Annotated in this window: 20 protein-coding genes; 6 read left to right on the plus strand and 14 right to left on the minus strand. The window is 72.8% G+C overall.

What is annotated here, in order from left to right:
- Positions 1-94: 94 nt before the first annotated feature.
- Positions 95-583 (minus strand): hypothetical protein, encoded by a 489-nt coding sequence (locus tag ACFPGP_RS13550; RefSeq protein WP_378590940.1) that lies wholly within the window; start codon positions 581-583, stop codon positions 95-97.
- Positions 584-625: 42 nt separating this feature from the next.
- Positions 626-790, minus strand: a complete 165-nt coding sequence (locus ACFPGP_RS13555) for a hypothetical protein (RefSeq protein ID WP_378590942.1) — start codon at positions 788-790, stop codon at positions 626-628.
- A 204-nt stretch (positions 791-994) separates the two neighbouring features.
- On the opposite strand from ACFPGP_RS13555, the gene ACFPGP_RS13560 reads away from it, so the two are divergent.
- The 3 genes from ACFPGP_RS13560 to ACFPGP_RS13570 all read left to right on the plus strand — a co-directional run bounded on the left by ACFPGP_RS13560 (position 995) and on the right by ACFPGP_RS13570 (position 3508).
- Positions 995-1198: a cation transporter gene (locus ACFPGP_RS13560; protein ID WP_378590944.1), complete on the plus strand. Its 204-nt coding sequence runs from the start codon at positions 995-997 to the stop codon at positions 1196-1198.
- Between the two features lie 98 nt (positions 1199-1296).
- On the plus strand, positions 1297-2745 hold the full coding sequence (locus ACFPGP_RS13565; RefSeq protein WP_378590946.1) for an MFS transporter: 1449 nt from the start codon (positions 1297-1299) through the stop codon (positions 2743-2745).
- A gap of 79 nt (positions 2746-2824) precedes the next feature.
- A complete protein-coding gene (locus ACFPGP_RS13570; RefSeq protein WP_378590948.1) occupies positions 2825-3508 on the plus strand; it encodes a DUF3159 domain-containing protein in 684 nt (227 codons plus the stop codon).
- Between the two features lie 126 nt (positions 3509-3634).
- Here ACFPGP_RS13570 and ACFPGP_RS13575 read toward each other — a convergent pair whose 3' ends face one another.
- Positions 3635-6778, minus strand: coding sequence for an AfsR/SARP family transcriptional regulator (locus tag ACFPGP_RS13575; RefSeq protein WP_378590950.1), 3144 nt, complete (start codon positions 6776-6778; stop codon positions 3635-3637).
- Between the two features lie 191 nt (positions 6779-6969).
- Between ACFPGP_RS13575 and ACFPGP_RS13580 the strand changes: the two genes are divergently transcribed.
- Together ACFPGP_RS13580 and ACFPGP_RS13585 are read left to right on the plus strand one after the other, a co-directional pair.
- Positions 6970-7287 carry an ArsR/SmtB family transcription factor gene (locus ACFPGP_RS13580; protein WP_378590953.1) on the plus strand — a complete coding sequence of 106 codons (318 nt, stop codon included), beginning with the start codon at positions 6970-6972 and terminating at the stop codon, positions 7285-7287.
- Positions 7284-7808 (plus strand): SRPBCC domain-containing protein, encoded by a 525-nt coding sequence (locus tag ACFPGP_RS13585; protein ID WP_378590955.1) that lies wholly within the window; start codon positions 7284-7286, stop codon positions 7806-7808. Before ACFPGP_RS13580 ends, ACFPGP_RS13585 begins: the two co-directional genes overlap by 4 nt.
- A 345-nt stretch (positions 7809-8153) precedes the next feature.
- Here ACFPGP_RS13585 and ACFPGP_RS13590 read toward each other — a convergent pair whose 3' ends face one another.
- The 7 genes from ACFPGP_RS13590 to ACFPGP_RS13620 all read right to left on the minus strand — a co-directional run bounded on the left by ACFPGP_RS13590 (position 8154) and on the right by ACFPGP_RS13620 (position 13352).
- Positions 8154-9017: a calcium-binding protein gene (locus ACFPGP_RS13590; RefSeq protein WP_378590956.1), complete on the minus strand. Its 864-nt coding sequence runs from the start codon at positions 9015-9017 to the stop codon at positions 8154-8156.
- 243 nt (positions 9018-9260) lie between these two features.
- A complete protein-coding gene (locus ACFPGP_RS13595) occupies positions 9261-9638 on the minus strand; it encodes a hypothetical protein (RefSeq protein WP_378590958.1) in 378 nt (125 codons plus the stop codon).
- 193 nt (positions 9639-9831) lie between these two features.
- Positions 9832-10275 (minus strand): SRPBCC family protein, encoded by a 444-nt coding sequence (locus ACFPGP_RS13600; RefSeq protein WP_378590960.1) that lies wholly within the window; start codon positions 10273-10275, stop codon positions 9832-9834.
- A 68-nt stretch (positions 10276-10343) separates the two neighbouring features.
- Complete coding sequence (locus ACFPGP_RS13605) at positions 10344-10760, minus strand: hypothetical protein (RefSeq protein WP_378590962.1); 417 nt, start codon at positions 10758-10760, stop codon at positions 10344-10346.
- Positions 10761-11332: 572 nt separating this feature from the next.
- Positions 11333-11758, minus strand: a complete 426-nt coding sequence (locus ACFPGP_RS13610) for a heavy metal-responsive transcriptional regulator (protein ID WP_378590964.1) — start codon at positions 11756-11758, stop codon at positions 11333-11335.
- 34 nt (positions 11759-11792) lie between these two features.
- Positions 11793-12905 (minus strand): ACR3 family arsenite efflux transporter, encoded by a 1113-nt coding sequence (gene arsB, locus ACFPGP_RS13615; protein ID WP_378590966.1) that lies wholly within the window; start codon positions 12903-12905, stop codon positions 11793-11795.
- An 18-nt stretch (positions 12906-12923) separates the two neighbouring features.
- Positions 12924-13352: a universal stress protein gene (locus tag ACFPGP_RS13620; RefSeq protein WP_378590968.1), complete on the minus strand. Its 429-nt coding sequence runs from the start codon at positions 13350-13352 to the stop codon at positions 12924-12926.
- Between the two features lie 416 nt (positions 13353-13768).
- Between ACFPGP_RS13620 and arsA the strand changes: the two genes are divergently transcribed.
- A complete protein-coding gene (arsA, locus tag ACFPGP_RS13625) occupies positions 13769-15580 on the plus strand; it encodes an arsenical pump-driving ATPase (RefSeq protein WP_465263264.1) in 1812 nt (603 codons plus the stop codon).
- 38 nt (positions 15581-15618) lie between these two features.
- Here arsA and ACFPGP_RS13630 read toward each other — a convergent pair whose 3' ends face one another.
- The 4 genes from ACFPGP_RS13630 to ACFPGP_RS13645 are packed head-to-tail and all read right to left on the minus strand — an operon-like array spanning position 15619 to position 17926.
- Positions 15619-16062 (minus strand): arsenate-mycothiol transferase ArsC, encoded by a 444-nt coding sequence (locus ACFPGP_RS13630; protein ID WP_378590970.1) that lies wholly within the window; start codon positions 16060-16062, stop codon positions 15619-15621.
- Complete coding sequence (locus ACFPGP_RS13635) at positions 16059-16907, minus strand: aquaporin (RefSeq protein ID WP_378590972.1); 849 nt, start codon at positions 16905-16907, stop codon at positions 16059-16061. Before ACFPGP_RS13635 ends, ACFPGP_RS13630 begins: the two co-directional genes overlap by 4 nt.
- Positions 16904-17197: a three-helix bundle dimerization domain-containing protein gene (locus tag ACFPGP_RS13640; RefSeq protein ID WP_378590974.1), complete on the minus strand. Its 294-nt coding sequence runs from the start codon at positions 17195-17197 to the stop codon at positions 16904-16906. The genes ACFPGP_RS13635 and ACFPGP_RS13640 overlap by 4 nt, the downstream gene beginning before the upstream one ends.
- A gap of 9 nt (positions 17198-17206) precedes the next feature.
- Entirely contained in the window at positions 17207-17926 is a 720-nt protein-coding gene (locus ACFPGP_RS13645; RefSeq protein ID WP_378590976.1) for an arsenate reductase/protein-tyrosine-phosphatase family protein, read from the minus strand.
- Positions 17927-18049: the final 123 nt, after the last annotated feature.

Below are 18049 nucleotides of genomic sequence, written 5' to 3' on the forward strand. Positions count from 1 at the left end.
CTCCTCGAGGTGGGTGAGCAGGGGGCACGGGCGCCACGCCGGGCCGCCGCCCCCGGACGGGGTCGATGAGCCGGTGGCGCAGCGGTGCCGCCCGTCAGCACCTCTGGACGGCCAGCAGCGTCAGGTCCGGCGGAGCCGGTCGCCTCGACCGGGTGCGCAACCTGAGGGCGCTGACCCCGGCGACGAGGAGGGCGTCACCCAGGGTGGCCCGGACGCGGTGCGGCCACCTGGAGACGACCAGCAGGACCAGTCCGGCCATCACCGCCAGGCACGTGCCGGCCAGGGCGCCATCGTGACCGTCGTGTCCGTCGACCGGCCAACCCGCGGTGCCCGCGCGCACCTCGCCCACGGCGACCGTTGCCCCTGCGAGAGCTCGCGTGTGGTCGGGATGCGTGGCCGGGCCGGCCATCGCGACGTACCCGTGGGTCATCGGGTGCTGCGGGGGCTCGACGGATCCGCGGGTGCCGTGGTCGGAGAATCCGTGCATGGCCATCAGCCCGGAGAGCGCGACGAGCAGCAGCAACCACTGCCCGACGCGCACCGAGCGCGTCGCCTCGCCCGTGGCGCAGGACTGGGAGGTCATCGTTGCCATCCTAGGAGGCGGCACCACCGCGGCGACCGGCGGTCAGCGGGGGCTGATCGGCCCGGGCCCCACGTTCCTGGTGGGGCGCCGGCCATCCTCCCGGTCACGCCCGAGGGCGGCGAGCGTCCCGCCGTAGTAGCCGTTGTGGGGGTGGAGGCGGCCCGTCGTGGTGCCCGATTCCTCCTCGGTGAAGATCGTGGCGGCCATGTCGTCACTTCCCGGTGTCGGGGCCGGGTCGTCCCGGCCGGTGGTCTGTGGGTCCGAGCCTGCGACGGCCCGCTTACCCGCGCCTGTCCGCCGGCTGTCCGTCGCCGGCCGGAGCGGGGCGCCGGCTGAGCGGACAGCGGCTGGACAGCGCCACGTCCGACCCTTGCTGGCGAAGGCACCTCCGACCGTGAGAGGGAGGACGAGATGAGCGAGCTGACCTTCTTCGTGGCCGGCATGGGCTGCCGGCGGTGCGTCCGCGAGGTCACCGCGCACCTGCGCGACGTGCCTGGCGTCGAGACGGTGTCCGCCGACGGGCGCCGCTCCCTGGTCCGGGTCGGCGGGTCGATGACCACCGACGCCGTGCTGGCCGCGCTGGCAGGCACGAGGTTCCGGCCCGTTCCACGGTGAACAGCGGCAGGACAGCCCGCGGACAGGGCTCCCGATGAGGCTCCTCCGCACAGCCACCCGGCTGGAGCACTCCAGAGTCCTCACCTGAAAGGCACGTCATGTCCTCCACCGCACCCGCCGCGGGATCCGGGGCCAGCCGCCGTTGGCTGGCGCTCGGACTGATCGCCGCGGCCCAGTTCATGGTCATCATGGACACCTCGATCATCGGCGTCGCGCTGCCCGAGATCCAGGCCGACCTCGGGTTCACCCCGGAGGGGCTGAGCTGGGTCTTCAACGCGTACGTCGTCGCGTTCGGCGGCCTGCTGCTCCTCGGCGGCCGCCTCTCCGACCTCCTCGGCGCCCGCAGGGTGTTCGCGACCGGCTGGGCGGTCCTGGCCGTCGGCTCCCTGGTCGCCGGGCTCGCCGGCAGCCCGGCCGTCGAGCTGGTCGGCCGCGCGGTCCAGGGCGCCGGCTCGGCGCTGATCGCCCCCGCCGCGCTGACCCTGCTGTTCATGACCTTCGGGGGCTCGCCGAAGGAGCTGACCCGGGCGCTCGCGCTCTACGGCGCTGCCGCGCCGGCCGGTGGCACGGCCGGGGTGTTCCTCGGCGGCCTGCTGACCGAGTACGCGTCGTGGCCGTGGGTCTTCTTCATCAACCTGCCGCTGGCCGCTGTCGTCCTGTTCCTCACGCCGTCGGTGATGCCGGCGGGCGCGACGCGTCGTGGTTCGCTCGACCTCGCCGGCGCCGTCACGGTGACGGCCGGGCTCGCCTCGATCGTCTTCGCGGTCGTCCGCGCACCGCAGGAGGGCTGGACGTCCACCGGCACCGTCGTCGCCGGTCTCGGCGGGGTGGCGCTGCTGGGCCTGTTCGTCCTGCTCCAGGCCCGCCGGGAGCAGCCGCTGGTGCGGCTGGGCATCTTCCGCGCGCCGAACCTGGCGGCGGCCAACGCCGCGCAGTTCCTGCTCGGGGCGGCCTGGATCCCGATGTTCTTCTTCGTCAACCTCTACCTGCAGCAGGTGCTCGGGCTCGGTGCGTTCGCCAGCGGCGCGGCGCTGCTGCCGCTCACGGTGACGATCATGGTCGGGATGATCGCGGTCGCCCCGCGGCTGATCGCCCGGTTCGGCCCGAAGGCGATGACCGTCGCCGGCCTGGCCACGCTCGCGGGCGGCCTGCTCTGGCTGCAGGCGATCAGCCCCGACGGCTCCTTCGCCGTGGACGTCCTGCCCGCCACGCTCGTCACCGCCGCCGGCATGGCGATGGCCTTCATCCCCTCCCTCGGGCTGGCGCTGTCGTCGGCCGCACCGGAGGAGGCGGGCCTGGCCTCGGGTCTGGTCAACACCAACTACCAGATCGGCTCCGCGCTCGGGTTGGCCGCGATGACGGCGGTCGCCTCGGCCGCCGGCGCCGACCAGGTCGGCGACCTGGTGGCACTGACCGACGGCTTCTCGGCGGCCCTGCTCGGCGCCGCCGGCATCGCCGCCTTCGGTGCCGTCGTGGCCGCCCTGTGGCTCCGCACCCCGCAGGCGGTGCCCGCGACCGCGTCGGCCGACGAGGCCGTCGCGGCCTGACCCACCCGCTCACGCTCCGGCGGGGTGCGCCCCCGAAGCCCCCGCCGGAGCGTGGCTCCACGTCCTGGGGGGACCAACCATGACCGACCTCGCCACCGTCCTCGACCGCCTCGGGGGCCGCCGCGGCCTGGTCGACGGCGCCCTGCCCCCGCTGGTCTACGCAGCCGTGAACGCCGGCGCCACCGCGGCCGGCTCCGGTCGGCTCGCACTCCCCCTGGCCGTGGCCGCCGCCCTGGCGTCGGCGGGCCTCCTCGCCCTGCGGCGCCGCGCGCAGGGCTCCTCCCTCGCCGGGCTGGTCCGCGGCCTGTCCGTGCTCGCGGTCGCAGCCGCGGTCGCACTGTGGTCGGGCCGTGCCCGCGACTTCTTCCTGCCCGGCCTCGGCGTCGACGCGGCGTACGCCGTGGCGCTGGCAGTCTCTGCGGCAGTGCGGCGTCCGCTCATCGGTACGGCGTACACGCTGCTCGTCCACGACGGTCGGGCGTGGCGGGACGAGCCACGGCTGCGGCGGGTGCTGCTCGTGGCCACCTGGGGGTTCGCCGCGACGTACGCGCTCCGGGCAGGCGTGCAGGCGGCCCTGTACGTCGCCGATGCGCCTGCGCTGCTCGCCCTGGCCAAGCTCGCGTTGGGGTGGCCGCTCACCGCGGCCGCCGTGGCGCTCACGCTGCGAGCCGTGCGCCGGGCGGCGACAGCGCCCCGACAGGGCCGGGACAGCGTCCGGCCGCACCGTGGTCGTGCGGGCCGAGCGGTTCGGCCGCGTCGATGACGAGGAGGAGACCATGTGCGAGGAGCAGACGGAGGCCCGCCCCACGGCGGCGTCGGAGGAGGAGCGGCAGCGCCTGCTGCTCGACTGGGAGGGACAGCTGGTCGGCTGGGGCGCCTGATCACTGCCTCAGACAGCGGCGGTGCCGGCTCCCCAGTGGTCCTGGTAGCGCGGGCGAGGGCGACCCAGGCGCCGTCGCACCTCGGCCGCCTCCTGGGCGAGCAGGCCCGAGAGCGCCGGGTCGTCCGGCGAGGTACGGGAGAGTCCCTCGAGCGCGGACGCCGTGAGGCCCGGCTCACCGGCCTCCACCCCGAGCCCGCGGGCGGCGTCGAACAGGTCGTGGGCCGCGGTGACCTCGCCCCGCAGCTCGGCGCAGCGGCCCCGGGTCGCCAGGGCCCAGCCCTCCCAGACCGGCGTGCGCAGGGCCGCAAAGCCCTCGCGGGCGAGCACGAAGCGTCGGTCGGCCTCGTCGAGGTCGCCGCCCTGCAGCGCCAGCAGGCCGTGACCGTAGTGGGCCAGGACAGTGCCGGCGCCGTCGCCGACGTGCTGGGACGCCGCGTCCGCGCGGTCGAAGAGGTCGCGGGCCCGGTCGCTGCGCCCGAGGTTGAGCTCCACGAGCGCGAGGTCGGCCAGGGCCCACTGCACCGTGTTGTACAGGCCGGCCGCGGCGGCGACGTCGATCGCCTCCTCGAGGTCGTGCGCGCCCTCCGCGTCGCGGCCGAACTGCCGCAGGCCCCAGCCCAGGTGGTAGAGCACCGCCGAGAGCCCCCAGTAGTCGTCGAGCTGCCGGAAGCGGGCGGTCGCTGCTCGCCCCACGGCGACGGCGGTGTCGAGGTCACCGGTCTTGAGGGCGGTCTCCATGCGGACGAACCCGATGACGCCGAGGCCCCACTCGTCCCCGTCGACGCGGAACCGCTGCTCGGCCTGCGCCAGCAGCGTCCTGCTGCGGTCGGCGTGGGCACCGGTGACCCCCTCGACGGCGAGCAGCACCTGCGACAGCGCGGCACGCGACGCGTCCCCCTCGGCCTCGAAGACCGCCAGGCTCTCCTCCGCGGTCTGCGCGCACAGCGGGCTGGGGTGGACCAGGCAGGCGCGGGGTCGCTCCACCAGCGAGACCGCCTGGAGGGCACGGGCCCGGGCGCGGGCGCTGCCGCCGAGGTCGAGCACCCGGTGCAGGACGTCGCGCCCCTCGAGGTGGCGCCCCAGGTGCCAGAACAGCCCGAGCGCCCCTGCAGTCTCCAGCGCCTCGTCGACGTCGCCGTCCGGTCCGCCGAGCCAGGTGAGGGCCGCGCGCAGGTTCGGCTGCTCGCGGCGCAGGCGGGCGAACGCCTCGCGCTGCTTCGAGCCGCGGAGCTCGAGCTCCGCGTCGAGCGCGAGGGTCCGGAAGTAGCGGGCGTGCCGTCCTGCCACCACCGCACCGCCGCCGGTCTCGCGCAGGCGCTCGGCGGCGTACTGGCGCAGCGTCTCGAGCATCCGGTAGCGGGTGGGGGCTCCCGGCTCGACGACGACCATCGACCGCTCGACGAGCCGGGCGGTCGTGGCGACCACGGATCCGCCGGGGTCGCCGGGGTCCGCGACGACCGCCTCAGCGGCGTCCATCGTCCAGCCGCCGTGGAACACGGAGAGCCGGGCGAAGACCTGCTGCTCGGCAGGGCTCAGCAGGTCGTGGCTCCAGTCGACCGTGGCGCGGAGCGTCTGCTGGCGCGCCTCGGCGGTCCGCGAGCCCGACGTGAGCAGGGCGAAGCGCTGGTCGAGGCGGTCGGCGATCTCGGCCGGCGAGAGGGCCGCGGCCCGGGCCGCGGCCAGCTCGACGGCCAGCGGGATGCCGTCGAGCGCGCGGGTGATCCGCCCGATGGCCGCGAGGTCGGTCTCGTCGAACACGGTGCCGGGGCGGACCGCGCGGGCTCGCTCGGCGAACAGCTGCGCAGCCGGGTAGCCGAGCACGGTCTCCGGCGTGGCGACCTCGGGCGGTGCCTCGAGCGGCCCGATGTTGGCCTGGACCTCGTCGGGGATGGCCAGCGCCTCGCGGCTGGTGGTCACGACCGTGACCTCCGGGCAGCGGCCGAGGACGTGGTCGGTCAGGGTGGCCACGGTGTCGAGGACGTGCTCACAGTTGTCGAGCAGCAGCAGGAGCCGGCGGTCGGCGAGGAAGGTGGCGATGCGCTCGCCGATGTCGCGCTCGGCGGCGGCGCCGTCCATCGGCATGCCGAGCGCGTCGGCAACGGCGACCGGCACCTGCTCGGGGGCGGTGACCGACGCGAGCCGCACGCCGAACACCCCGTCGGCGAACTCGGCCCGCGCGCGGACGGCGAGGTGGAGCGCGAGCGCGGTCTTCCCCGCTCCGCCCGGACCCACGAGGGAGAGCAGGCGCACCCCCCGCACCAGCTCGGACAGCTGGTCCAGCAGCTCCTCGCGTCCGATCAGCGGCCGGACCACGGTCGGCAGGTTGGTCGGACCCGTCGTACGACGTGTGCCCGGCGCCGGGGCGCGGACCGGCAGCGGGACCGACGCCTCCGCCGCGGCACCGAGCGCCTCGTCCTGGCGCAGCACCCGTTCGTGCAGCGACCGCAGGGTGACCGACGGCTCGAGGCCGAGGTCGTCGTCGAGCGTGCTGCGGGTGCGCGCGTACACCTCGAGCGCGTCGGCCTGACGCCCGCCCCGGTAGAGGGCGACCATCAGCAACCCGGCCAGGGACTCCAGGGTCGGGTCGTGGCCCACGACCGGCTCGAGGTCGTGCACCACCTCCTCGTGGCGGCCCAGCGCCAACGCCACCTGCGCCCGCTCGCTGAGCGCCGTGATCCGCAGCTCCTGGAGCCGGGTCGCCTCGGCGACGGCCCACTGCTCGCTCGCGAAGTCGGCGAACGGTTCGCCCCGCCACAGCGCGAGCGCGGCATCCCAGTCACCGAGCAGGTGCTCGAGCAGGTGCACCTGCCCGTCGCCTGCGGCCTCCGCGCCGGCCGCCCGGGCGGCCCGGACCCGGTCGGCGAAGTCGACCGCATCGACCGAGGACCGGTCGACGTTCGCCCGGTAGCCGACGCCCTCACGGATGACGACGTCAGGGAGGCCGTGCTGACGCAGGACCCGCCGCAGCTTGGACACGCGCACCTGGAGGGCGTTCATCGGGTCCAGCGGCAGCGCCGACTCCGACCAGAGCCGGTCGACCAGCAGCGAGGCCGGCTGGGTGCGCCCGGGAGACAGCAGCAGCTGCGCGAGCAGCGCACGCTCGGCCGACCCCGGCAGCGGCAGTGCGCCGCCGCCAGCGATGATCTCCATCGGCCCGAGCAGACGGAACCGCAGATCGTCCACCAACGTCCTTCCCGGGCCCCCGCACGTCCTTGCCCCCCATCGTGCCGGAGCGGCGGACGCAGCGGCAACGGCCGCCGCGTCCGACGCGAGGAGACCATCGGCCACCTCGACCGTCATGTACCCTTGCGGTTACGTACCCGTTCAGTTACGTTGGACGGGTGGACGCTGTGATGCACGCTCTGGCAGACGAGAGTCGGCGCACGGTTCTCGAGATCCTCCGCGACCACCCGGCGAGTGCGGGAGAGCTGGCCGAGGCGCTCCCGATCGCCCGTCCGGGCGTGTCCCGTCATCTCCGCGTGCTGCGGGAGGCCGGGCTGGTCGACGTACGCCAGGACGCCCAGCGCCGGATCTACACACTGCGGCCGGAGGCGCTCGTCGAGGTCGACGAGTGGCTCGGACCGTACCGCCGCCTCTGGGAGAGCCGGCTCGACGCCCTCCACACCGAGATCGCACGAGGAAAGAAGGCACGACGATGACCACGAACGCGACGATGCGAACGCTCGACGACACCCGCGGAGCCGTCCGCGTCGAAGACCTCTACGACACGGACGTCGGCGACCTCTGGCAGGCGTGCACGACGCCCGAGCGGCTGGCCCGCTGGCTCGCCCGGGTCGAGGGCGACCTGCGGGTCGGCGGCACGATCCATCTCGTCTTCACGAGCAGCTGGACCGGCCCAGCGCGCATCGAGGTGTGCGAGGCACCCCACCACCTGCTGCTGACGACGGAGCCGGGCACGGAGGACGAGGGGCAGATCGAGGCGTGGCTGACCGAGGAGGCCTCCCGGACCCGTCTGGTGGTCGAGGAGCGCGGCCTGCCGACGACGCACCTCCCGTTCCACGCCTCGGGCTGGCGGGTCCACCTCGAGGATCTCGGCCGGTCGCTGGAGCTCGAAGGGCAGGTCCACCCGGAGGGCTGGAGCTCCGAAGCCGGAGCAGCCGGCTGGAAGGCACGCTGGGAGGAGCTCACGCCCGCGTACCAGGAGATGGAGATCGGTTGAAGTCGGACCTGATCCTCTGCCGCAGACACTGGCCTGAAGCGACCGATGGATCCGATCGTGGGTCGGCCGATCCTCAGCCAGGGCGCTTTCAGCGTCGACCACGCAGCTCGACGGGCATGGCATCGGTTCTGGCTCGCGGGGACCACGTGGTGGAGGTGGCCCGGCTCGCCCGCAGACCTCACGCGCTCACTCGCTCATCGGCAGATCCGGACGCCGGGTCCCGTTCGAGTCGTGACCACGCCCGCCCCGCACGAGGTCGCGTTGCCGGTCAGGTGGCCCGAGTGGATCACCTGTCTCGGTTCATCGGCACGAGCGCTGTGCGCAGCGCGGCATGGGCGGAACGCTTCAGAGCTCGCAGTCGACGACGGTCTCGATGGACAGGCAGGTGTCGCCGTTGACGTGGGGGCCGCCGTCGCCGGTGTCGTCCCCGCCTCCCCCGTCGAGGGTGTCGTCGCCGGCGAGGCCGAACAGCTGGTCGGTGCCGGGGCCGCTGCTCAACGTGTCGTCCCCACGATCGCCTTCCAGGACGTCGCTGCCGGCGCCGCCGTTCAGGGTGTTCGCGCGGGTGTCGCTGGCGTAGCCGTCGTCGGTGTGCGCGCCCCACAGGTTGTCGTCGCCGTCACGGCCGCGCAGGGTGTCGACCCCGAGCATGCCGTTGAGGTTGTCGGCGCCGGGTCCGCCGATGATCGTGTCCGCGCCCCCTCCGCCGTAGGCCCACCCGCCGCCGGGGCCGGGCAGGATGAGGTCGGCATGGGCTTGGCCGGCGAGCAGGTCGGAGCCGTCCCCGCCGACGAGGACGTCTGCGCCTCGCCCGCCGAGGAGCAGGTCGGGCCCGGTGCCGCCGCCCAGCTGGTCGTCTCCGGCGCGGCCCTCGAGGTAGTCGCCGCCACTGCCGGTGCGCACCTGGTCGTCGCCGGTGCCGGTGCAGATCCGGTCGATCCCGCCGCCGCCGACGATCCGGTCGTTCCCGCCGCGGGCGACGATGACGTCACGCCCCGGGGTTCCCCTGAGGGTGTCGTCGCGCCGGGTGCCGACGATGGTGGCGGCCTGGCCGAAGCACGGCGCCGTACGGATTGCTGCACCGCGAGCAGTGCCGCCTGCTGTGCCGGCGGTGGCGGGGCTGAGCGGGCTGGCCGCTGCGAGGACCAGCACGGCGGCTGTCACTGCGCGGGACAGGGCCAGGGTCAGGGGTCGGGTGGGGCTGTTCACGGCCTGCCTCCTGCGGGGACGTGACTGTGGGTCGGGGCGGCTGCCGGTCCCTCGGTAGCTGCTTCCACCGTGTGCCGCGGTTCGCCGGGTTGCACAGGGCCGCGGGTCCTGACTGACCCGGGATCCGGCGTGATGGGTGTCTCCGGCGCACGGGCCCGCTGGGGCTGGAGGAGGTCAGCCTGTGCGGGAGCAGAGCGCTGTGCGGCGTGAGCGGATGGCCCGCAGCGTCGCAGACGCAGGGGACTACTGGAGGACGGGCGTGACGTAGTCGGGGTCGTGGACGAACTCGACCGGCACGGGGAGCTGGTGGTCCGGGTAGGACTCGGACGCCGCCCCGAGCACCGCGTCGAGCGCCTTGTCACTGAGTGGCTGCTCGTCCGTGGTGCCATACGTGACCACGACGCGTGTGCCCAGGTCACTGGCGCCGGAGCTGTCGCCCACGTAGGTCGGTTGCTCCCTCAGCGCGTCGTGCACGGAAATGCCGACCTTCGACAGCTGGGCCTGCGAGAAGCGCGCCTCGTAGTAGACGCGGGTGTCGGCCGGGAGCGATGCGAGCCTGGCGCGGACCCAGGCGTCCGGGCTTTCCTGGAGTACGACGAACGCCGGCTCGGACTCCGTCATCGGGTGGGACTGCACCAGGCCACCACGCGGGACGTGGTCACGAATCTGCGCGACAGATTGCATCGGGTCGTGTGCCTGAGAACACCCCAGAGGGTGCTGTCAGGCACACGACCCGTGACGGGCGGGCGCACGCAGCTCGGCAGGACACAGCCGGAGCCGCCGAACGGTTCCACAGCTCGGCGGCTCCGTGGGATCAGGCGGCCCTCGTGGCCTCTACCTGTGTCTTGAGGGTGGCGAGCAAGGTGTCGAGCATGGGCTCGTGCTCCTTGGCCATCCTCGTCTCGATGGCCTTGCCCACGACCGGGACCTTCAGGGTCCACTCGCCTGTCGCGGTCACCCTGGTGCGGCCCTTGGCTGGGGCGAAGGTGAACGTCCACGTCGGCTTCTCAGCGAAGAAGTGGACTTGGGCGACGATGCGCTTGCCGGGGACGACCTCGGTGTACTCGATTCCGCCCTCCACGTGGAGCGCCAGGAGGTGCGTGTACATGCGGGCCGAAGTGCCGACGCCCTCGGGCTTGATGTCCACCTCGGTCAGGGCGACGTCCTTCACCTGCCAAAGCCGGCCTACGTCCAACGCGTACTCGAACACGGTGTCAACCGGAGCATCGATCGTGATGCTTCGCGTCAAGGTGGTCATTCCCTCTCATCTCCTCTCTCCCTCTCACGCTAGGCAGGCGCATGGGTTGGCACTAGAGGAGAGCGTCCCTACGTACGGGCGGGCATCGCATCGGACTGCCCACCGCGCTCGGTGGGCCAGGAGTTGTAGCCGGCGCAGCCACCATAGGTGGCGGAGTCCTTCTCGTACGCTGCCTTCTTGGCGGTGACGCCGGCGATCCCGCTCGCCGTGGCTCCCACGAGGGCGAGAGCCACCAGGCCTACTGCGGCAACGCGCACACCGGGGCGACGGGCGATGACCGCAACGAGGACGGCGAGCACGACGGCCACCACCGCCACGACCGGACCGAACCCGGCGCCGCTCAACCAGACCTGCTCGAGCGGTGACGTCTCACCGCAGACGTCCGCGTACTCCCGTAGGAGCCCGTAGGTGACGAAGCTTCCGAGCCCCACGACCAGAAGGCTCGCTACCAGCACGACCAGGGCGACGAGGTCACGCTTGCTCATGGCGTGACCGTAGGGCGGTGTGGGCTGTTCCCGCGTGAGTAGGACTGCTCACCTCCGCGGTGCGGCGTACGCTCCCTGGCTGGAGCAACCAAGCGTGACTCGTGGCGTCCGGCTGAAGACAGCTCACGAGCAAGGACGGGTGCGAATCCACGCCAGCCATCACCCCGCGACGTGCGCGCTCGGTGAACTCGTCACCCAGGCTCCATGCGATTGAGGTGTGGTGCCGTCGAGTGGCTCAGGCCTGAGGCAATCGGTGGCCAGACGTACGCTCTTGCCGAGTCGCGTACGTCGGGGCCGGCCGCAGGTCGTGCACGGCTGGCCGGCCTGGGAGTCCACCTCTTGCTGGACGTACGTGCGGCACCCATGGCGGCAAGAATCAGCACCCCCGCCGCCCGGTGGTCGACGCGACGGAGGCTCTTCCACGGTCCTGCGGTGTGGGCGGCCGGCGAAAGGAGGACCGGGCCTTGTGGCTCCGGTCCTCCTGGTGGCTCAGCAGCCGCAGCCGCACTCGTTCGGCGGGCACGTCGGGTCGTCGCAGCAGTCGGCAGAGATCAGGTGGAAGGTCACGGTCATCACCTCCCCTCATCGGGTGGGCACCAGGTTCCCGGGGCGGGCGGGGGGCAGCTGTCGTCGGGAAGAGCGTCACGCATGGCGGCCATCTCGGTTCGGAGGGCGGTGAGCCGGGAGATCTCCGCGTCGACCTCGTCGATGCGGCGAGACAGCAGCTGCTCGGCGGGTTCACACGGGCATTCGCCCGTGTCCCGGATGGCAAGAAGGTCGCGGATGTCGGCCAGGGTCAGCCCGAGCCGCTGGGCTCCACGGATGAAGTGCAGTCGGTCGACGGCGGTCTGGTCGTACTCCCGGTAGCCGGTCAGCGTCCGGTCCGGGGGCGGCAGCAGCGCCGCCTTCTCGTAGTAGCGCACGGTGTCCGGGCGCACACCCGTCGCCGCCGCGAGTTCCGCCACACGCAGTCCGCGTCGCCCTGTCGAGGTGGTCATGTGGCGACCGTAGACCTTGGAGTCGACTCCAAGGTCAAGAGCCGCGGCGGGATCGGGGCTGCTCGGGCGGCCATGCAAGGCGGTCCCGCAGCCTGAGGGCGACGTAGACCAGGCCGACGAGTACCGGGACCTCGATCAGGGGGCCGACAACGCCGGCGAGGGCTTGTCCACTGGTGACGCCGAAGACGCCGATCGCGACGGCGATGGCCAGCTCGAAGTCGTTGCTCGCCGCAGAGAACGTCAGCGCGGAGGTCCGCGGGTAGGTCAGCCGGAGCCAGCGGGCGATGGCCAGTCCGCCGAACCACATGATGAGGAAGTACGCGAACAGGGGAAGGGCGATGCTGGCGACCGTCAGCGGTTCGCTGGTGATGGTCTCGCCCTGCAGCGCGAAGAGCACGACGACGGTGAAGAGCAGGCCGTACAGCGCGATCGGGGAGATGCGTGGGAGGAACGTCTCCTCGTACCACTCGCGGCCGCGGGCACGCTCGCCCAAGGTCCGGGTGAGGAACCCGGCGGCGAGCGGGATGCCGAGGAAGATGAGGACGGTCTTGCCGATGTCCCACATCGACACGGTCACCGTCTCGGTGTCCAGACCGAGCCATCCGGGAAGGATGTCGAGGTAGAAGACCGCCAGGGCGGCGTAGGCGAGGACCTGGAAGACGGCGTTCAGGGCGACCAGCACGGCGGCCATCTCGCGGTCGCCGCAGGCCAGGTCGTTCCAGATCAGCACCATGGCGATGCACCGTGCCAGCCCGACGAGGATGACGCCGGTGCGGTACTCGGGCTGGTCGGCGAGGAAGATCCACGCAAGGGTGAACATCACCGCGGGTCCGACGACCCAGTTCAGGGTCAGGGACGCGGCCATCATCCGCTTGTCGGCGGTGATGTGCCTCGTCTCGTCGTAGCGCACCTTGGCGAGCACCGGGTACATCATCAGCAGCAGCCCCAGCGCGATCGGCAGCGAGGTCTCACCGATCTTGACCGCGTCGAGGGCGTCGTTGAGCGCGGGGACCCACCGCCCGAGGAGGAGACCGGCCACCATCGCCGCGCCGATCCAGACCGGCAGCAGCCGGTCCGTCCTCGAGAGTCGGCTGACGACCGGCCGTTCCTCCGGGGTCGTGCCGGCGGGCTCGTGAGAGAGGCTCATCTTCCTCGTCCTTCCGGATCAGGACGTGCCCGACGGGACCACCACCACCGGGCAGACGGCGTGATGGACGCAGTGCTGGCTCACGGAGCCGAGCAGCATTCCTTCGAACCCACCGTGGCCCCGGGTGCCGAGCACGATCAGGTCAGCGTTCCGGGACGCCTCGATGAGCACTGCGGCTGGGCGGCCTTCGACGACCCGCGGCTCCAGGGGGACCGGGGGTGACGCGCCGAGGACCTCCTCCACGACACCACGAAGCATCGTCTCGGCATCGTGGGCGTGGTCCCGGGGGACGTAGCCGTAGATCTCGGGCAGGTGCCACGCCGTGATCGCGACGAGCCGTGCCCGGCTCAGCTCCGCCTGACGGGCGGCCCAGCGCAGCGCGTGCTTGCTCGACTCAGAGCCGTCAACTCCCACCACGACGACTGGTTCCCGTGCGTCTTCCGACATGCCCGCCCTCCTTGTCCGCGGCACCGACACGGGAGGGCCCGGGGCCGGCGCCTGGATCGCTACGCGAGTGATGACGAGGCGTAGCCTCGGCTGCCACCCCGGGATGCCCGGTCACCCGGAAGAAGCAGCGCGATGCAGCGCTCGACCGCAACGACGAGCGCGCTCGTCGTCCGTACCAGCCGTGGTGTGGCCACTTCTCGAACGTGTCACTGGTTCGTCCACCTTCCTAGGGGCGAACGACCCTGCTGCGGATCGCGAAGGCCCCGGACGGATGCCGGCGCTGGCAGGGCGGTGTGCCTGTGACCGCACAGACACCTGGCGCCCGGCCTGCTACATCGACATCTGTCGATATACTGGTCGCGGAGTCGGGCGCTGCAGCGGGGGCGTGCGACGCCGCACGACGAGGAGGTCAGGCCGTGCTGCAGTTCGTGACGGATCCGCCGCGCTTCCTGTTCTTCACCGGCAAGGGCGGCGTCGGGAAGACCTCACTCGCCTGCGCAGCCGCGGTGCGCTTGGCGGAGCAGCCGGGTCGCCGCGTGCTGCTGGTCAGCACCGACCCGGCCTCGAACCTCGCCGAGGTGCTGCAGACCCCGATCGGCCACCAGCTCACACCGGTTGCCGGCGTCCCGAGCCTGACCTCGATCGAGATCGACCCCGAGCAGGCCGCCGCCGCCTACCGCGACAGGATCCTGAACCCCTTGGCCGGCAGACTGCCCGAGGAGGAGATCTCGGCCGCACGCGAGCGGCTCTCCGGCTCGTGCACCACCGAGGTCGCGGCCTTCGACGAGTTCACCACCTACCTCTCCCATCCGGAGGTCGGCCAGCAGTTCGACCACGTCGTGTTCGACACCGCTCCGACGGGGCACACCTTGCGCCTCCTGCAGCTCCCCGGCGCCTGGTCGTCCTACCTGGCCACCGGCACGGGGGACGCGTCCTGCCTCGGCCCGCTCGCCGGTCTGGAGAAGAACCGAGCCGCCTACGCAGCCGCCGTCGTCGCCCTGCGCGACCCGACGCGCACGCGGGTGGTGCTGGTGAGCCGCGCCGACGCGACCTCGCTGGCGGAGGCCGCGCGCAGCACCCGGGAGCTCGCCGAATCCGACATCGCCGTCACTCACCTGGTCCTCAACGGACTCCTGCCCGCGAGCCGGGAGGACGAGCTGGATCCGCTGTACCGGGCGCTGGAGGACCGTCAGGAAGCCGCCCTGGCCGCCGTGCCGGCGGAGATCGCCGCTCTGGTGCGTGACCAGGTCCCGCTGGTCGTGCCGGCACCCATCGGCGTCGACCGGCTCCGCGCCCTGCTGCCGACGGCCGACGACGCGGCGGCCCCCTCGGACGCCGTGGCCTTCGACGCGGCGCCGGGCGGAGCCCCCGCCCAGGTGCCCCTCCATCCGGGCGGCCTGGGCGGGTTGGTCGATGACCTCGAGGCGGCCGGGCACGGCCTGGTGCTGTGCATGGGCAAGGGCGGGGTCGGCAAGACCACGGTGGCCGCGGCCGTCGCCGTCGCGTTGGCCGAACGAGGGCACGCGGTCCACCTGAGCACCACCGATCCTGCCGCCCACCTCACCGACGTGCTGCCTGGTGCGGTGCCGGGCCTGACCGTCAGCCGCATCGACCCGGACGCGGCGGTCGCGGCCTACCGGGAGCACGCCATGGCCACCCGCGGCAAGGACGCCTCGGAGGAGGAGCGCGCCGCGCTGGCCGAGGACCTGCGCTCGCCCTGCAACGACGAGGTGGCGGTGTTCAACGAGTTCGCCCGCGTGGTGCGTGACGCACGACGAGGCTTCGTCGTGCTCGACACCGCCCCGACGGGACACACGCTGCTGCTGCTGGACGCGACCGGGTCCTACCACCGAGACGTGGTGCGCATGTTCGGGGAGGGCAGCACCCGCTACCGGACCCCGCTGATGATGCTGCAGGACCCCGAGCTCACCCGTGCCGTGGTGGTGACCTTGCCCGAGCAGACACCGGTCAGCGAGGCGGCCGAGCTGCAGGAGGACCTGCGGCGGGCCGGCATCGAGCCGTGGGGCTGGGTGGTCAACAGCTCCCTCGCCGCAGCCCGACCCTCCTCGCCGCTGCTGCGACGCCGGGCACATGACGAAGAACCGCAGCTCGACCGTGTACGCGAGCTCGCCTCGCGGATGGTCGTGCTGCCCCTGTTCGCGACCGAACCCGTGGGCCAGGAGCAGCTGCACCGGCTCGCCCACGACCTCGATCCGGTCGGGTCCTGACGGTCGCCGGGACCGGGAGCTGCCAGGGTCGGAAGGAGTCAGTCGTCGAGGACCGAGGGTGGCAGGTCGATGTCGGGGACGAGCTCGGTCAGGAGGTCGCGGACGCGGGTGTCGATGTCGGCGACGATGCGCCGCACCGTTGCCTCGTCCTGGCCGCCGGGGTCGTCGACGGGCCAGTCGACGTACCTCACGCCGGGCACGTAGGGGCACTCCTCGCCGCACCCGAGGGTGATGGCGAGGTCGCTGGCGGCGACGGTCTCGCGGGTCAGCAGCTTCGGGTGCTCGCGTGAGGTGTCCAGGCCGAGCTTCTCCAGGACCTCGGCGACCTCGGCGTGGATGTGCTCCCCGGGCTGGGTGCCGGCCGAGAGCGCGATGACCCGGCCCCCGGCGTAGTTCTCGGTGAGCATCCGGGAGATGACGGAGCGGCCGCCGTTGCGGATGCAGGCGAAGACGACCTGCGGGGTGTGCGTGGTGGTGGTCACGGTGCGGTTCCTCCAGCGTGGTCGGCTTCGTCGATGTGGTCGGTCAGGTGGGTCGTCCGGGCTTCGGCGGCGCGGACAGGCTCACCTCGGTTGGCCTCGGGCTTCTGGGCGGCGTCGATGGCGTGAGGGACGACGACGTCATCGGCGTACTCACCGGCACCCGGGAACAGATAGGGGACCAAGACGACGGCGACCGTGCAGCCGACGATCTGGGCGGCGACGAAGCCGGGGACCGAGGCGGGTGCGATGCCGGCGAAGGTGTCGGTGAACACGCGGCCGACGGTGACGGCGGGGTTGGCGAAGGAGGTGCTGGAGGTGAACCAGTACGCGGCGCCGATGTAGGCGCCGACTGCGGGGGCGGCGAGGATCCCGCGGCCGGTGCGGACCAGGGCGAAGATGAGGACGATCAGGCCGGTAGTGGCCACGACCTCGCCGAGCAGCAGCCCGGTGCCGGTGCGGTCGGTGGTGGAGAGCTGGGTGACGGGGACGTCGTACATGAGGTTGGCCAGCTCGGCTCCGGCGATGGCGCCCGCGACCTGGGCGCCGGTGTAGGCGAGGACCTCGCGGGCCGGCAGGCCGGTGCCGTTGCGCCTGCCGAGCAGCCAGTCCGCTGCGGAGACGACCGGGTTGAAGTGGGCTCCGGATACCGGGCCGAGCATCAGGATGAGCACGGTCAGGCCGAGGAAGGTGGCGGTGGAGTTCTCCAGCAGCTGCAGGCCGACGTCGCCGGCGGAGAGGCGTTGGGCGGCGATGCCGGAGCCGACCACGACGGTCACCAATAGTGCGGTGCCGAGGAACTCTGCGACGAGCCGGCGGGTCAGGTCGGGGGCCACGGTACGGCTCACCGGCGGTCTCCTGCCGCCGGCGCTGCGCCGGCGTACGTGGGGGTCGCGGTGGTTGCTGGTTGGTCCGGGTTGATGCCGAGCTCGCCGAGCAGGGGCAGGAAATTGGCGATGGTGGCGCGGTCGGCGAACTCGTCGTAGGAGGAGGCCAGGAACCGCTCGATGGTGGCGGCGTTGAAGGTGCCGGTGAACTCGTCGGCCAGCCGGCCGGCCGCGGACCTCAAGGCGACCTGCTGGTCCAGGGAGATGTCGAGATCAGCCGGCGGTGGCGCGGAGTCTGCGGTGGTGTCCATGACGGGTCCTCACGAAGCAGTCGATGTCGGGGCGGTGGTGATGTGGGGGGCGAGGCGGGTGACGCGCTCGGCGAGCTCGTCGTAGGCGCCGTCGAAGGCGGCGGCCCGGCCGGCGCGGACGGGGTCGGGCACCGACCAGTGCAGGTGGCCAGCACCCGTCCCGGCGCCGGGCCCGGGTGTGGCGGTGAGGGTCTCGTGGGCGTTGTCGCACACGGCGATGACGAGGTCGTCGACGGCGAGCACGTCGGCCAGGAGCTGGGGCGTGCTGGCGGTGAGGTCGAGCCCGTGCTCGGCCGCGGTACGGACCGCGCCGGGCGCCACGCCGACGGCCGGGTGGGTCCCGGCCGAGGTCGCCGGGACGTCGCTGACCCGGTGCCACAGCGCGGCGGCGAGCTGCGAGCGGGCGGAGTTGGCCGTGCACACGAACACGACGCGCGGCGTCGGTCGCGGGCGGTTCGGCGCGAGCGTGTCGAGCGGTCCGGGCACCAGGCGCCAGTAGCTGCGGCGCCGGTCGGCCTCCGACCGGCGCCGGGTGAGCAGGCCGGCCCGCTCCAGGACACCGAGGTGGTGGGCCAGCAGGTTCGACGGCATGGCGAGCAGCGCCTGGAGCTCACTGGCAGAGGCGTCCCCCAGGGCGAGGTGGTCCACGACGCGCAGGCGGGCCGGGTCGGCCAGGGCGGCGTGTACGCGCGCCCGCGCCTCCCAGTCGTCCGATTCCTCAGTGTCCATTGAGTCAAAGTGTGCTGATTGAATGGCTCCTGGTCAAGACGACCACGTGCCATCCCCGCGACGGTGCAGGGAACGCCCAGCGGGGCGGTCGCGAAAGCGGCCAAGCGCATGCGGTCACGGCGA

It is taken from the genome of Nocardioides taihuensis (assembly GCF_042657275.1).
Lineage (GTDB): Bacteria > Actinomycetota > Actinomycetes > Propionibacteriales > Nocardioidaceae > Nocardioides > Nocardioides taihuensis.

Coding starts and splice junctions, on each gene's coding strand:
- ACFPGP_RS13555 (WP_378590942.1), bottom strand. CDS start 790: ATGGCCGCCACGATCTTCACCGAGGAGGAATCGGGCACCACGACGGGC.
- ACFPGP_RS13645 (WP_378590976.1), bottom strand. CDS start 17,926: ATGGACACTGAGGAATCGGACGACTGGGAGGCGCGGGCGCGCGTACAC.
- ACFPGP_RS13620 (WP_378590968.1), bottom strand. CDS start 13,352: ATGTCGGAAGACGCACGGGAACCAGTCGTCGTGGTGGGAGTTGACGGC.
- ACFPGP_RS13570 (WP_378590948.1), top strand. CDS start 2,825: ATGACCGACCTCGCCACCGTCCTCGACCGCCTCGGGGGCCGCCGCGGC.
- ACFPGP_RS13585 (WP_378590955.1), top strand. CDS start 7,284: ATGACCACGAACGCGACGATGCGAACGCTCGACGACACCCGCGGAGCC.
- ACFPGP_RS13610 (WP_378590964.1), bottom strand. CDS start 11,758: ATGACCACCTCGACAGGGCGACGCGGACTGCGTGTGGCGGAACTCGCG.
- ACFPGP_RS13595 (WP_378590958.1), bottom strand. CDS start 9,638: ATGACGGAGTCCGAGCCGGCGTTCGTCGTACTCCAGGAAAGCCCGGAC.
- ACFPGP_RS13640 (WP_378590974.1), bottom strand. CDS start 17,197: ATGGACACCACCGCAGACTCCGCGCCACCGCCGGCTGATCTCGACATC.
- ACFPGP_RS13605 (WP_378590962.1), bottom strand. CDS start 10,760: ATGAGCAAGCGTGACCTCGTCGCCCTGGTCGTGCTGGTAGCGAGCCTT.
- ACFPGP_RS13565 (WP_378590946.1), top strand. CDS start 1,297: ATGTCCTCCACCGCACCCGCCGCGGGATCCGGGGCCAGCCGCCGTTGG.
- ACFPGP_RS13600 (WP_378590960.1), bottom strand. CDS start 10,275: ATGACCACCTTGACGCGAAGCATCACGATCGATGCTCCGGTTGACACC.
- arsB (WP_378590966.1), bottom strand. CDS start 12,905: ATGAGCCTCTCTCACGAGCCCGCCGGCACGACCCCGGAGGAACGGCCG.
- ACFPGP_RS13550 (WP_378590940.1), bottom strand. CDS start 583: ATGACCTCCCAGTCCTGCGCCACGGGCGAGGCGACGCGCTCGGTGCGC.
- ACFPGP_RS13575 (WP_378590950.1), bottom strand. CDS start 6,778: ATGGAGATCATCGCTGGCGGCGGCGCACTGCCGCTGCCGGGGTCGGCC.
- ACFPGP_RS13560 (WP_378590944.1), top strand. CDS start 995: ATGAGCGAGCTGACCTTCTTCGTGGCCGGCATGGGCTGCCGGCGGTGC.